Consider the following 13,574-nt stretch of genomic DNA (forward strand, 5'->3'; position numbering starts at 1 on the left):
TATTCAGAAGTCGTGGAAAACTCCGCAAATCCAGTTGTCCTTGAGTTTTGAGCAGCTGGTGACGGGGCTGCAGACAATCCGGTGGTCTCAGCTGTGGCGGAGGAAACTACTGATGATATAAACTTTTATGATGTTGATGTTGATGAATCGAAGATCTTGCTGGTCAATTCGGCGTTCAAAGTATACCAACCCTAATTTTGATAAAAAACGGAAAAGAAATGAATCGTTCTTCTGGTTTTATGCCTGAAGAAACGGTAAAAGAGTTTATTTATACCTAATAAACCGAAGGATACCAAAGTGAATTTATGGAATTGGAGTAGGGTTTTTGTCCCAGCCTCTTTTCTTATTTATACCATATCAGAGCAGGTTTCTGTTAGTTATGGAGAACGTGTTTTTGAATCTACTTCACTTTACAAAGAGAAAAAAATTTTGAGTGATTCATCATTTGTAAGCTGGCTAACTTTTTTAAAAATATTTTTCCTTTACATTATTAATTAAAGGAGGGAGTAATTATGGAAGAAGTACAAAAAAACGCTTCACATGGATCCATGTCTAGAATAGTAGTTGCCTCTTTGGCAGGAAGTACAGTAGCCGGCATTGTTTTTGGAGTGATCATGCACATGATGGGTATGGTGGGGATGATCTCCTCCATGGTAGGAAGTGAAAGCCTAGCTGTAGGGTGGCTCATTCATATAATGATTAGCTGGATATTTGGACTTGGATATGGGGCGATGACGTTCTTATCCAAAAGTTTTTATGTGTTAGGGATCATACATGGGGTTCTTATTTGGCTGATTGGGCCTATTATTGTTATGCCAGTAATGATGGGGATGGGTCCCATGTTTACTCAAATGTTTGCACCGGATCAGTTAATGAGTTTGGTGACACATCTGATGTTTTCTCTTATTTTAGCTTTTATCTTTAAAAAGATGATTCTGGGTAAAAACTAGTTTGATTAACTTGTTTAAGGTTAGCTAGTTTAGATGTTAAAAAAGAAGCAGCTCCTATTTTTTATCCCTTCACCATTATTCAGAACTTTGATAAAAAGAATTTGGTAATTGCCTTTATCTTTAGGACCATGCTTCTTACAGGGTGCCAAAAAGATGCTCTACGAATATGTAATGATTTTTTTGTCTAGTATCTAATTATGGAATTATAAAGGGATCAAAAAATCATGACAATAAAAGCTCTATTTTTAAATTCATCTTTAAAAAAGTAAGGAAACCTTTTCATACAAGTGCGTTGCTACAGGAAGCTGGTGAATGGATTAGAAGAGAAAGTTTGCATGTAACAGTGTCCTGTTTACACTTATTTCATTTTTTTACCTTGTGGAGAGAAAGGAGAAAAAAATGCTTCAACTTTTGCAATCCTTCTTACAGAATTCCAATACTTTTAATAATCAAACACCTTCACCACCCCTAATCCCTTTGGATTTGGTCCACAAGACCTCCTCAAGGTGTTAACTCTAGTCCAATTCCTCCTGGATCTTTTAGCCAAAAAGGGGTTGGTTCTTCAAATATCTTACCAGGGGGAGCAAAAGGGATTGGAAGATCTTCCACTAAACGGCGGACCAGGATTAATGGGTACCCTTCAAAATGTACAAAATGTTTTAAAGGTTGCAGAAACTGCAGCCCCATTAATAAAGCAATATGGTCCGTTAGTAAGAAATATCCCGACCTTCTTGCGTCTGATAAAGGAATTAGGGAGTTCTGATAGTAATGAAAGTGATGACAATAAAAGCGAAGAAAATGACAATAACGATACAGATGATGATAAGGAAACAACAAGTTTAAGTGATGATAATGAACAGAAAAATGCAGCAGCACCTAAACTTTATATTTAAATAAATTTTTTCTTCTTCCTCGGGTTTCTTTAAGTATTGACAACATCGCGGCAAATGTACGGACAACTACCTGTTAAAATTTTCGTATTAGTAAATAAAAAAATAAGCATTAATATATATTAGGCTATAATACAAATGTGGTTTTTTAAAACTGAATGCGCTATTGCCTATAACATTTTAGTTTAATGGCATATACTTAAAGTATCCCAATAACGATAAGCAGAATAAACCGTATTACGGACACCTCCCAAAAATCCTATTTATTTCAAAACCTCCTGCAATAAAGAGTTGTGAGAAGTTAGTTTGAGTTATTTCTCATGACTCTTTATTAAGGCTGAAACCAAAACTCCTATTATACAATCAATTCAGTAAACCCTTAGACTATAAACGTTACCTAATAAAATGGTTAACGAGCAGGGCTTTCACGTGTTTTATTTACTAAATACTTTTTGATTATGGATAGAATGCTTATGATGCAGAATATGCAGGCTGGAAATAAAACGGCTGAACCTATCTTTAATCAGATCGAAGAGTTTAAAAGTCTAAACCGAAACTTTTTACAATAATATTGTCTATTTTGGATAAACAATTAAGAAGAAAAAAGCACAACTATTTCATTGGTGTTCTTAGAGCAAAAAAATATAGAAATGAGTATCTTTCCTTGTCCTATATTTGCTGTAGTAACTTCTTTGTTTGGGGATTTTATGATAATTTTAGAAGCATGAAGGAGGCTTTCTGATTTAAGGAATAGCCTCTTCTTTATTTTTAGTACACGTGATGTCCATGACCAAACGCCGCAGTTCCAACGATAATTAAGAGAATAAATAGTACGACGATTAAAGCGAACCCACTGTAATATCCATGTCCGTGTGACATAGAAGACACTCCCTTCCTTAGAATTAACTCCAATGTAATTGGTTTAGTTTCCCTTTATGTTCAACTTATATTTCAGAGAAGAAAGCGTTTGGGTAATAACCTTTTTTATTTTGGAATTTAATGATCGATTGATGAAAAATGTCTTCATTCAAATTGTTTCTAGTTATTCACACGGGCATTTTTGTTAACTTTCCATATCCTAAATAAAGTAAGATCATTAACATAAATACGAATATTAAACCTGGGACATATAATTCACTTTTTTTCAAAACAAATTTTAGGCAAAAACGTAAATGAAAACTCCTGTAGTTTATTCTTACAAATTGACTCCATCTTTAAGCATCATTGGTTTTAATAAAAAATATGAAATAATAGGAAGGGTGTTTATATGCCATCTCTTGTAATAGGGCCTTTTAAATTTAACAGTAATGATGGTGTGATTAATTTTGGGGATTCACAAAATATATCTCCAAAAGACACATCAAAAACAATAGACGGATCAGGTGGGAGTAATACAGGGGATTTTATCCAAACTAATAATGGAATTAATATTAATAATACATTTGATCACGATGTAAAAGATCAAAATCAAAGCGGGAATGTTTAATTAATAAAAAAACTTATTAATATTACCCGCAACTTAGTCGAATCAAGCGAATGGGGAGATCTATAAATGACCAAAAAGAGTACGTCGTATCTTAAGTGAAAAAAGTAAGGAGTAGATTGTAGAGCATGGCTAAGAGTTTCAAGGCAAAAATTAACTCCATCCGGAGTGGGATAATTGGAGTCGCATGAGTATAACGGGGTTTTTAGAAAAATATAATCATTTTCCGAAATAGAGTAGGGGGAAATAGTATGCAAATACGGGGTAAATATAAAATAAAACCGCACCAAAAGTAAATATTTTAGTATATATATATATTTAAAATATAGGATTTTGCCTTTACAAAAGTAAATGTATACATAGCTTAATATTATCTGAATCCTCAGTGAAAAAATTTCTTCCTCAACCATCGTCTTTCTACGGGACGATGGTTGAACTATTTAAAAATAATAATCCAAAAAAATGAAAAATAGTTATTTACCTTATCATTTTTAGGATTTTTTCATAATGTAAAGTACAGCGATGACAAAAAAATTGTGGTAATGATCAAGGTTGTTCTTTCCACCTTATTTTAAAGATACTGTCCTATCAAAAGGACAGTATCTTTTTTTAAATAATTATTTTTGTTTTCAAAAGAAAGAGGCAGTCCCTAACTCAAATATTGTAAAATATTCAATTTAATCCAAAAAATAGGAAACAGAATCAACGAAATCTTCTAGGGAATCCAAAACCATGACCAAACCCGGGTCCAAAGCCAAATTGGCGACCGTATCCATTCATATCGCCAGAGAGCATAAGTATTTAGCCCGTCCTGGTCAACATCGTCAGCCCATAGGATTAATACAAATTATTTAAATGCCTATATTTGTATTCCTGTGCTTTGGCACAAACGATTAATTCATTTCTTCGTACTTTATTGTTAAAGAAAACTTATACTGTTGCTTCTTCATTAGAGGTAACATTCAAAAAAACTCTCTTTTTCGAGGTGGGTATAATGAACCAAAATAATATATTTGATAAGGTTGAAAAAAAAACCGGCGTTAAAATGGATGAAATTCTGAAGATAGCGGATTCGGTTAAACATGCAAATTTTAAAGACGAAGCAACTGTTCGAAACCTAATTAGAAGAATTGGGAAAGTTGCCAACAGGTCGGTCAATAAACAAACAGAAGATCAAATTGTAGATGCCATTGTTAATGGCTCACAGCCGCTGAATTTTGATACCATTGCTAAAATGTTAAATAATAAAAGGTAATAGGATTGCAGCAGGTTAAAACGATACTCCCCTTAATCTAGTAAACGAAGGACTAAGGGGAGTATTTTAAAAACGTTTTGTAGGAACTAAACTGAAAATCGGTTTCAACTTAGTTAAGTCTAACTTATAACGTATACATACGATGAAACAGATGATTGATAAAGGGGCTATTACATTGAATCAACAAATGTATGGAGCCGGGGATAATATACATGGTTCTAATAACCAACAAATTTTTCTTATAAATTAACGGTACCATTTAGCATTAACATATATCTAATTTTTTTAAAGAGGGAGAGGTCACTATACAAAAATGCTAAGCCATGCGTATATAAATATAAAGGATATTTTTTCCTTTGTTGCTTTGTCATAGAGAAAGGAGGGTTTTGTATGTCATATGGTTATGGCGGAGGATTCGCATTAATTGTAGTGTTATTTATCCTCTTGATAATTGTAGGGGTATCCTTTGTGCGTCCTTTCTATTAAACTTTAAGTAACTCAAAGTTTCCGGCTAGCTTGATAAAGCAGCCGGATTTTTAAGATAGATTAAGAAAAAATTCAAAAGCCTATATATCAACCCATATTGGAATAACACTACTTGCCTCTAAGAACATGATTGTAAAGTGTCAATCAAACCCAACAATTAGATGTGTTTGAATTCAGCACTAAACACAAATAGACAGGTTGTATGTTAAGGTTTTACATGTTAAGACGGTAACCTTTCAGGTACATTCCTTGGCTAAAGAGTTTACATTACTTCCTATAGTTTTATTTCGTGTTTTTAAATATGAACCTGTTTAAGGTGCCTATTCATCTTTTTTAATATGGAATATAGTGAATATGATTGAAATGGTTATTATAAGGAAGGGAATGGAGGGGAGAAAATGAAGAGAACGGAAAACGTACCTTATTCGTCACCTTATCTCAAAGAAGAAAACAAAAATGAAAGTAGTGCCGACACAAATGAGGAAAAAACGGAAGAAGAAAAGGAACAGCGGCCAATGAATAGGGATCCATGGAATGATATATTGTTTGGGAGACCACCAGCTCCTGCTTCTTCTAAAGAAGATGAAACCACTGAAGGTGATACTGAGGATGGTGATGATGATAAACGTCCAAGGTTTTCTTGGATTTAAACGAATATGACAATCTTTTTTAACTGGAGCAAATGTCTTTCGCTCCGTTTTTTTTCATTTTTAAAATAGATTTTAGGTTCATAACTATGGGTAACCCATACCTTTCCAAGGAAAATACATTTGATTTATTTTCACTTCATAACTTCTATTCTAAAAGCATATATTTTTTACATATAAGAACTTTGCCATCTTTTTTAAGGTATAAATACATGTTCCCTAAAAATTAAATGGATGATAAAAGAACATATTTAAAATAAAAACATACCTTGCTACTACTAAGGATTAGTAAGGTGGGATCCAAATGCCTGCGATAGTTGGGGCAGTTAAAGTAATAAACGTAGGAGGAAGTGGAGTTTTTAATATTGGTGATGTGTTTACCATTTCTCCGGATAGTGCGGTAAAAACATTTGCTGGTGCAGGCTCATTTAATACAGGGGATTTTATTAAGGTGAGAAGTAATTATAGTTCCACAAATACGTATGATGAGGATATCGCGGATTCTAATATATATCCAATAAGATAATTAGAGGTGTCTTATGAACTTCTATATTAATCAAAACATTACAATAAATCATTTAAAACTTGGTGATATTTCAAACTCTTCCGTACTGCAAATTGGAAGTGCAGGTATTATAAAAGCTTTATCAAACCTTTACAATACAGGTGGGTTTGTTGAGCCCGCTCCCGAACCAGGTGAAGACAGTGCGTTCTTTGTGCCGCTTGCTCCACCTACAGGCTCTACGTAAAGAGGAGGGCTCGGCATGTATGATGGATACTGGGAAATGGTACAAAATATTCAAGCGCTTTATAGGCAGCTTCAATTTCAGCAAAATCAAATTTCTCAAATGGAATCGATGATCGAACAACTACAAGAAGAAATAAATAAATTAAAACAGAATCATTCATCTAATATTGAAAAGATAGAATATAAATTTGATCAATTAAAAGTGGAAACACTTGAAGGAACGTTAAATATTGGAATAACACCAAATGCTAACGATGAGGATAGTAACATTGAGGATTTTGTAGTAGGGGACAATAAAGTAAATACTCAATTAAACGAACAAAAACATAATACATTAAAAAATATTGAGAAACATATTCATGATTACTTAAATGATGAAGGTTACACTATTCTCGAATCCTTTGAAAAAAAATATTCTTATTATTTAGATGTTACTTACCGCCAATTTATTATTGAAGATATAAAGAAACAAATTAATAAACGCATTCAACATTATTTACACGAATATAACATTTCCGATCCTAGCCACAAAGAATTGGCTAAGATTGAAGAGATGACCATAATTAAGGTTAAAAAGGACATTTATAATACGTGTGAAGAATTTATTAGAAACTTACCGAGAAAGGAGTATTAAGGATGAATTTTACTGTAGTTAATCGTGAAGTTTGTGTGGAAAATATCCGCCTTATAGGTGTTTCTAATTCATCTGTGTTTTTAGTGGGTGATACAGATACGATTACCCTCTCATCTGTTTTTGACACTCCCCCTGAAGCTTTAATTGTTGGTCCATTCGTTCCACTATAAACCTTGGAAAAGGGAGTATATGTTATGAGCAAAAGAACATCCATTGTAAAAACATTAAAAGTAACGGATGTTACAACTAGTTCTGTCTTTGAAATTGGGGATGCCGTAAATATTCGGGCTTCCTCTAAAGCATTTGCGGTCCAACGTGAACATGAATTGTTTTTTACTAACGAGGGAGATTTTGAAGACTATCCTATTTTTACACAGGAAATTTCCAAACCAATTATTGATGAACAATTAAATATTCACAGGTATAATGATTCGCCTTATATTAAGGTGAATAAAATTAATGTTATTGGGGTGGCAGCTTCTGGAGTGTTTCAAATAGGTTCGACAAAGAATATTGAAAATCAGTCTAGAGTGAAACATATAAGACAATTGTCAGATAGCTCAGACAAATGATTAATTTGAGCACCATTCTATTTGTCGGGAATAAAATATAAGAGTAAAAATAATAGAAAAGGGTGTTCATATGCCATCGATTGTATTAGGTCCTTTTAAATTTAACTCAAATGATGGAGTTATTAACTTCGGGGATACAAGAAATATAGCCCCTAAAGAAACGTCTAAATCGATTAGCGGATCAGGAGGCGGCAATACAGGAGACTTTCTGCTTACAAACAACGGTATTAATATTAATAATACTATTGATCCCGATGTATTTGATCAAAATCAAACTGGTAATGTGTAAATGGAAATCAAATATAATATTATTTTGCTGATGTTGTGTTGATTTCTTCATGTTAATGTGAAGAAATGTTATTTTTTAAAGCCCATTCTTGAAAAACATTTTATTTTAATGTGAATCTGGGGATGGTTAAGATGGAAGAAGAGGACATAGCCGATTATAGATATACGATAGAAGAGCACAATGAGTCGTTTATTACGGTAATCCTTGGATTATTATTTGGTTTACTACGGGTTGACACTACGGAGAAGTCGAATAACAATAATACGCTTTTTTCAAAATCATCCCCCGTAATACCAAAAATCACCATCAAAGGTTTTATTTTTAATCACAATTAGAATTATAACATCATAATTATTTGAATATTTATTTGAATGAGTATCGAATGTTAGGGGGGATCTAATGGACAACTATTTCGTTGAATGGGAAAAAGCCTTTAAAAAATTTTTTCAGGATGAATTTTGGAATGATTTTAATCACTTTTTTGCCGAAAATGCATTACAACCACAAGTAAACCTATACGAATCCAAAGACCAGATATTGTGCATTATACTCTGGCCGCTTTTAAAAACGATGGAAGATGTCGACATAAAAGTTTATAATCGTGCCCTAGAAGTAAGCGGAAGGATTAAATTTGAGTATAAAGGGTTTCGTCTCATTCAACAAGAAATATTTCAAGGAGATGTTAAACGGAAAATTGAATTGCCTTATCCGGTTCGACAGGATAACATGGAATCGTCATATGACCGAGGACTTTTAAAAATACGTTTAGATTACTTATCAAATCAAAAACATAAGAAGAACATTAACGTTATTGAGTGACTAAGTTTTCATAAGTTTAGTAGATAAAAGGAGGCTTAGCCTTTCCAAAAATGAAATCTCCACATAACTTAATATTATCCGTTCTCTTCAATAACTAGTTTTACACCGTAACTTTATACTTCCGAAAACAACCGTTTAACTCCCAGACGATATTTTTCTGGGTGTGGCCGGTAAACCTCGAATTTGGATTAGTGGAAATGACACACAATTTCACAAGACAAGTAAGTTCAGTCTTAAGATTTCTCAACTAACAATAGAAAAACCAGTTGTGGCCATTAATGATCACAGCTGGTTTTACTTTCTTTAAAAAAGGGCTCGAAAGCCCATTTTTTTAATAACCGTATCCATATCCCCAAGCAGCTCCAACAATAATTAGTAAGATAAACAGAACGACGATTAACGCAAAACCGCCTCCGTATCCATACCCACCATGAGACATATTTAATTCCTCCCTTATTTATTTTCCCTATCAACCTATGCAAAACGTTTATGTTTGATCGGGCGGATGCACATATCGAGTGAACCGCTCTTTCATAATTTATTATTTGTTAGAAGTCTTAAGGTCTAACAATTAGGGAAGGTAATTTCCTTTGAAAATATAACAAGGGTTTGCATTCATTTTTATTGTTGAAGAATATGAAAGGTAGAAACTTTGGTCTGTTGCCGTTCTTTTTGGAGCCAAAAAAAGCTTCCAACTGAGGATTTTAGAACTACTGCGACTTATCAATCCAATTTTCACGCATTTAGTCCCAAAGGAATTTATTTATTGTCTTCTTCATCCTTCCCTTTAAGCAGCTTCTATTTTCTTATGAAAAATTTTTAGATCTTCCCAACCTTTTTGTAGCTTAAATTATTTGAACAACTGTTTATTTAAAGAAAAATACAATTGTTATTCTCATTTGCTATGGTCCATGTCCTAATTGTTCTAGGATTTCATTTAAGTTGTATAAACATTTTTTTATATTTATTTCTGATAAAAAACGATCCATTTTTGCAAAGAAGTCATTGTGGTTTAATGAAGGGGGACTTTCATAATTTGATGATTTATGTTCAACTGTTTTTTGAATTAATAATGGATCGTTCACAACAATTCCGTCAATTGTATAACCAAAGACATGTCGTAAAGTTATAGGATCGTTTATCCCCCAAGGAAAAGTTTTTAGGCTGTGTCGTTGGAATTGGTCTATTATTTCCTGATTAATTACGGTAACAGGTGGATTAATGTAATTTACATAAGGAATATTCTTTTTTATCCACTGATAACTGTTCATCGAATGAGAGGGAATCAACAAGCCTGTTTCTACTACAGGAAGCTGCTTCTTTAATTTTTTTAAAAAAGAAGAATCGAATGACTGTATCACAAATGTCGAAGGTTCCATGCCTTGTGCAATCTTTTTCTTTAATAAAGAGGAGCATTTATGAACTATCCCTGGATAACTAGTGTGTTTTACATCAATTAAAAATTTCGCTTTATTATAGTAAAGATCTAACGTTTCTTCTAAAGTAGGAATGGGTTCTGATTTAAAATCAGGATGAAACCAACTGCCTGCATCAAGGTTTTTTATCTCTTTGAAAGTAAGTTCATAAATATTACCTGACCCATTTGTCGTTCGATCCACCGTGAAATCATGAAGGATAACCAATTTTCCATCTTTAGTTACTTGGATATCCATCTCTAACATATCAGCTTTCATTTTTATGGCTTGATCAAAAGCTGCCATGGTGTTCTCCGGAGCATAAAAAGAAGCCCCGCGATGTGCAATAATAATAGGAGCTTTCCGTTGCATAGAAGGAGCTGTGATCACGGTTAGAATGAAGAGTAATAATACAATGGGATATATGGAATTGTCATTCATAAGATCATCTCCATAAAAGTTATGATGGATGAAAGAATCATTGCTTTGTTTGATACATAAAATTTATAATCGATATATTTATGTTATGTAAAAAATAAACAAAAAGGTCTTCTAGATGAAAAAATACGGGAGGGTATTTAATTGAGGAATATATTTTTAAAAAATTAACAAATTAAAGAGGCCCTTAATTACGACAAAGCCTTTTTGGAGCCAAATACATAACTAAAAAAAGGATGGTGTTTTGACCTAAAACTACAGTATTTGAAATGCCTTCCCAACAAAAGAAAATTTGTGGCTGCAAAACAGTTTGGTTTTTTTAACCAAATTTGGTGAGTTACTTTTTTGGATGCAGGCGTGAGTTGTGAGAATGGTTTGATGTTCATTTTTGTGTTGAAATTTAAAAAGAGTTGTAAGAAGTCAGTTTGAATTAACTTCTCACAACTCTTTACCGTAGGAGGGGTTAACATAGTGGCGTTTTTACTGGAGTTTCATTCTTCTAATTATTGTTGGAGTACTTTAATTATATGAAATGAAAAAATATATGAAATGGACAATAGCTTAATCAATTAAAAAGAGATCATATTTGTACTGGTATAATAGTGTTTTTTTAATTCCTTTACCAAAGGGGGCAGCAATCGTATATGTTCCACTCTAACCATCTAAGGAGAAAAATTTTAATCTCATTTATAAGGAGTATAGAGGTATGAGTAATTATATTAAATAATTACATTCTTGTATTTGCAAAAAATATCGTACGTAATAGTAAGGAAAAATAAAATCTAAGTCTGTAAGGACAAAGGAAAGTTAGGTCATAGTAGTCCGTTTATTTACGCTAACAATAATGGAGTAATTTTACATAAAAAACTTTAGCCTTATTTGTTTTGATAACCCAACTAAAAAACATATTGATCTAATTTCTTATATTACATGAATCGGACATGGTGTTTTCTTCATTTTGAAGAGTATCTTTTTAACTCGCTTCCTTTTAAAATATAAAACTGCCAAATTACCTTTTTCTTAATTTATTCTTAGAAAAGGTAAAATTTCTTTAACAGCCAAAATAATCCCTTTCCTTAGTCATTGATTTCATTTAAAAATCTCCAACGAAAAACCTCACACCCGTCATAATACTGATTTTTATAGTATAAAATCGGAGCATATACTTCTTCCATATTCTGTTGAATGGTTTTGATTACTTCTTTATTTGTTAATATATTAATTTCGGAAAATGGTATTTCTTTTTCTGTCAAATATTCCTTAACTTTCTTACATTTTTCACAACCAGGCAGGGTATATAAAATCATATTGATGCTCCTTTCTTTTAATTATAGATTAGCGAAAAACATTTTTTTATTCAGTAATAAGGATTACATATATTCATGAGAAAATAATGTACTATACGTATAAGAATTGAAACTTTTAAAAAAGGAAGAAGGAAACGGAAATGGATAAGTTAACGTTGTTATCTCAAATAAATTTATTAGATGAAATGCCGATGGAGGAATTACAAATCATTGATGAGATGAGTAATATGGAACCTGTAAAAAAAGGAACACTTATCGTGTCCCCTCACCAACCGATAAAATCGTTAGTTTTTCTTAAAAAAGGTCAGGTTCGTTTGTATCGAATTAATTCCGAAGGAAAGCAATTTACAGTTGATGTTTTAGTTGAAGGGAATATTTTTGGAGAAACCTCTTCGTTTAGTTTGACGGATGACGAAATATTTATAGAAGCGATGACAGACAGCAATTTATGTATTATGAGAAAGGAAGAATTTGAGCATTTTATAGAGCAAAATCCAAAAATTGCCTTAAAATTTATTAATATTTTATCTAACCGATTGAAAGATATTTATGACATGAGTGAAAAAATCGCTTTGGGAGATGTGAAGTACCGAATCTTATATTTATTACTTAAATTAAGTGAGAAAACAGGAAAAAGAAACAAAGAATGGCAAACCATTGAAATGAAGTTAACTCATGCTGATATTGCTACAATGGTTGGATCAACGAGAGAAACGGTAAGTACCCTTATAGGGAAATTGATAAAAGAAGGAGTTATTAAAAAAAGTTTTCGGAAAATGGCTGTCCATGCTAAAAAAGCGAAAGAAATCTTAGAACAGAAAGGATAACCTGAGTTCTTTAAAAACTTAGATAAGAAAGAAGGGTAGAACCATGAAAAAAGGGATTACTCTGCTATTATTTATTATCATTTTAAGTGCTTGTTCACAAAAACAAGAAGAAAATCAAACTTCAGGGTTATTAGAAAAAGAGTGGAAGGAGATCGAAGAGGAATCAGCTAATACAGAAGTTCGTCTCTATATGTGGGGAGGCGATGAGGATATCAATACTTATATTGATGAGTGGGCAGCTCCTGAATTAAAACAAGAATATGGAATCAATCTAAAACGCGTCCCCATGGACACCGAAGATATTTTACAACGTTTAATGACAGAAAAACAAGCCGGGCAAACGGAAGGGTCTGTAGATATTTTATGGTTGAACGGTGAAAAATTTAGAAATGCAAAAGTAAATGAATTATTGTGTGCAGTGGATAAAGGAGAAGTGGGGGCATGAAGTGGTTCAAAAATAAAGGGATCCATCAATGGAAAAATGTATGTCTTGTTAGCACCCTCGCTTGTTTCTATTTTTTTCCAAGCTGTTTGGGCAATAGACGAGGATATTAAAAAGAATATTGCAAATGAGGGTGGATAAGGTCCAAACGAGTTTAAACAAGCATTAATAAATAAAGGATTTAAAGATATGGTGCAAAAAGATTTTAAGAGTACTGTTGAAAATATAAAGATATATCTAGCCTAGGCAACCTGAAGCATATAAATTAAACGAAAAGTACTATTTAATGATTTACATGTAAAAAGCGGAGACAAGGTAGGGAGTAGCTGGATGGTACCGATTTTATGAAAGTTAAGTTGCTCGATTTTTTCA

At 32.6% G+C, this 13,574-nt stretch carries 20 protein-coding genes; 16 read left to right on the top strand and 4 right to left on the bottom strand.

Annotated elements, in window-relative coordinates:
- Positions 1–146: 146 nt before the first annotated feature.
- The 3 genes from CEF16_RS25215 (at position 147) to vrrA (ending at position 1,843) form a co-directional block, all read left to right on the top strand.
- Entirely contained in the window at positions 147–278 is a 132-nt protein-coding gene (locus CEF16_RS25215; RefSeq protein WP_091580261.1) for a thioredoxin family protein, read from the top strand.
- Between the two features lie 234 nt (positions 279–512).
- Positions 513–950 (top strand): hypothetical protein, encoded by a 438-nt coding sequence (locus tag CEF16_RS04620; protein ID WP_091580264.1) that lies wholly within the window; start codon positions 513–515, stop codon positions 948–950.
- Between the two features lie 593 nt (positions 951–1,543).
- Positions 1,544–1,843: a VrrA/YqfQ family protein gene (vrrA, locus tag CEF16_RS04625; RefSeq protein ID WP_091580266.1), complete on the top strand. Its 300-nt coding sequence runs from the start codon at positions 1,544–1,546 to the stop codon at positions 1,841–1,843.
- A gap of 765 nt (positions 1,844–2,608) precedes the next feature.
- Here the strand turns inward: vrrA and CEF16_RS04630 are convergent.
- Entirely contained in the window at positions 2,609–2,719 is a 111-nt protein-coding gene (locus tag CEF16_RS04630) for a YjcZ family sporulation protein (RefSeq protein WP_091580269.1), read from the bottom strand.
- A 388-nt stretch (positions 2,720–3,107) separates the two neighbouring features.
- Here CEF16_RS04630 and CEF16_RS04635 point away from each other — a divergent pair, with 388 nt between their 5' ends.
- The 11 genes from CEF16_RS04635 to CEF16_RS04690 all read left to right on the top strand — a co-directional run bounded on the left by CEF16_RS04635 (position 3,108) and on the right by CEF16_RS04690 (position 8,773).
- Positions 3,108–3,326 (top strand): spore germination protein, encoded by a 219-nt coding sequence (locus CEF16_RS04635; RefSeq protein ID WP_091580272.1) that lies wholly within the window; start codon positions 3,108–3,110, stop codon positions 3,324–3,326.
- A gap of 991 nt (positions 3,327–4,317) precedes the next feature.
- Positions 4,318–4,578, top strand: coding sequence for a stage VI sporulation protein F (locus tag CEF16_RS04640; RefSeq protein WP_091580274.1), 261 nt, complete (start codon positions 4,318–4,320; stop codon positions 4,576–4,578).
- Between the two features lie 390 nt (positions 4,579–4,968).
- The gene (locus CEF16_RS04645; RefSeq protein ID WP_091580277.1) at positions 4,969–5,064 is read left to right on the top strand and encodes a YjcZ family sporulation protein; all 96 of its coding nucleotides are present in this window, start codon (positions 4,969–4,971) and stop codon (positions 5,062–5,064) included.
- 398 nt (positions 5,065–5,462) lie between these two features.
- Positions 5,463–5,714: a hypothetical protein gene (locus tag CEF16_RS04650; protein WP_091580279.1), complete on the top strand. Its 252-nt coding sequence runs from the start codon at positions 5,463–5,465 to the stop codon at positions 5,712–5,714.
- Positions 5,715–6,015: 301 nt separating this feature from the next.
- On the top strand, positions 6,016–6,237 hold the full coding sequence (locus CEF16_RS04655) for a spore germination protein (RefSeq protein WP_091580283.1): 222 nt from the start codon (positions 6,016–6,018) through the stop codon (positions 6,235–6,237).
- Between the two features lie 13 nt (positions 6,238–6,250).
- Positions 6,251–6,460: a spore germination protein GerPB gene (locus CEF16_RS04660; protein ID WP_091580286.1), complete on the top strand. Its 210-nt coding sequence runs from the start codon at positions 6,251–6,253 to the stop codon at positions 6,458–6,460.
- Positions 6,461–6,475: 15 nt separating this feature from the next.
- Complete coding sequence (gene gerPC, locus CEF16_RS04665) at positions 6,476–7,093, top strand: spore germination protein GerPC (protein WP_091580289.1); 618 nt, start codon at positions 6,476–6,478, stop codon at positions 7,091–7,093.
- 2 nt (positions 7,094–7,095) lie between these two features.
- Positions 7,096–7,263 carry a spore gernimation protein GerPD gene (locus CEF16_RS04670; protein WP_091580291.1) on the top strand — a complete coding sequence of 56 codons (168 nt, stop codon included), beginning with the start codon at positions 7,096–7,098 and terminating at the stop codon, positions 7,261–7,263.
- A 24-nt stretch (positions 7,264–7,287) separates the two neighbouring features.
- On the top strand, positions 7,288–7,665 hold the full coding sequence (locus CEF16_RS04675) for a spore germination protein GerPE (protein WP_091580294.1): 378 nt from the start codon (positions 7,288–7,290) through the stop codon (positions 7,663–7,665).
- A 70-nt stretch (positions 7,666–7,735) separates the two neighbouring features.
- Complete coding sequence (locus CEF16_RS04680) at positions 7,736–7,954, top strand: spore germination protein (RefSeq protein WP_091580297.1); 219 nt, start codon at positions 7,736–7,738, stop codon at positions 7,952–7,954.
- Between the two features lie 399 nt (positions 7,955–8,353).
- Positions 8,354–8,773: an Hsp20/alpha crystallin family protein gene (locus CEF16_RS04690; protein ID WP_091580301.1), complete on the top strand. Its 420-nt coding sequence runs from the start codon at positions 8,354–8,356 to the stop codon at positions 8,771–8,773.
- Between the two features lie 331 nt (positions 8,774–9,104).
- Here CEF16_RS04690 and CEF16_RS04695 read toward each other — a convergent pair whose 3' ends face one another.
- From CEF16_RS04695 to CEF16_RS04705, 3 genes are all read right to left on the bottom strand, one after another.
- Positions 9,105–9,212, bottom strand: coding sequence for a YjcZ family sporulation protein (locus tag CEF16_RS04695; RefSeq protein ID WP_091580304.1), 108 nt, complete (start codon positions 9,210–9,212; stop codon positions 9,105–9,107).
- A gap of 463 nt (positions 9,213–9,675) precedes the next feature.
- On the bottom strand, positions 9,676–10,629 hold the full coding sequence (locus CEF16_RS04700; protein WP_091580306.1) for a glycerophosphodiester phosphodiesterase: 954 nt from the start codon (positions 10,627–10,629) through the stop codon (positions 9,676–9,678).
- 1,073 nt (positions 10,630–11,702) lie between these two features.
- Positions 11,703–11,933 carry a glutaredoxin family protein gene (locus tag CEF16_RS04705; protein WP_091580309.1) on the bottom strand — a complete coding sequence of 77 codons (231 nt, stop codon included), beginning with the start codon at positions 11,931–11,933 and terminating at the stop codon, positions 11,703–11,705.
- Between the two features lie 140 nt (positions 11,934–12,073).
- Between CEF16_RS04705 and CEF16_RS04710 the strand changes: the two genes are divergently transcribed.
- Together CEF16_RS04710 and CEF16_RS04715 are read left to right on the top strand one after the other, a co-directional pair.
- Positions 12,074–12,760 (top strand): Crp/Fnr family transcriptional regulator, encoded by a 687-nt coding sequence (locus CEF16_RS04710; RefSeq protein WP_091580311.1) that lies wholly within the window; start codon positions 12,074–12,076, stop codon positions 12,758–12,760.
- A gap of 43 nt (positions 12,761–12,803) precedes the next feature.
- On the top strand, positions 12,804–13,205 hold the full coding sequence (locus CEF16_RS04715) for a hypothetical protein (protein WP_091580314.1): 402 nt from the start codon (positions 12,804–12,806) through the stop codon (positions 13,203–13,205).
- Positions 13,206–13,574: the final 369 nt, after the last annotated feature.

The organism is Alteribacillus bidgolensis, from assembly GCF_002886255.1.
In the GTDB taxonomy this organism is placed as follows: domain Bacteria; phylum Bacillota; class Bacilli; order Bacillales; family Marinococcaceae; genus Alteribacillus; species Alteribacillus bidgolensis.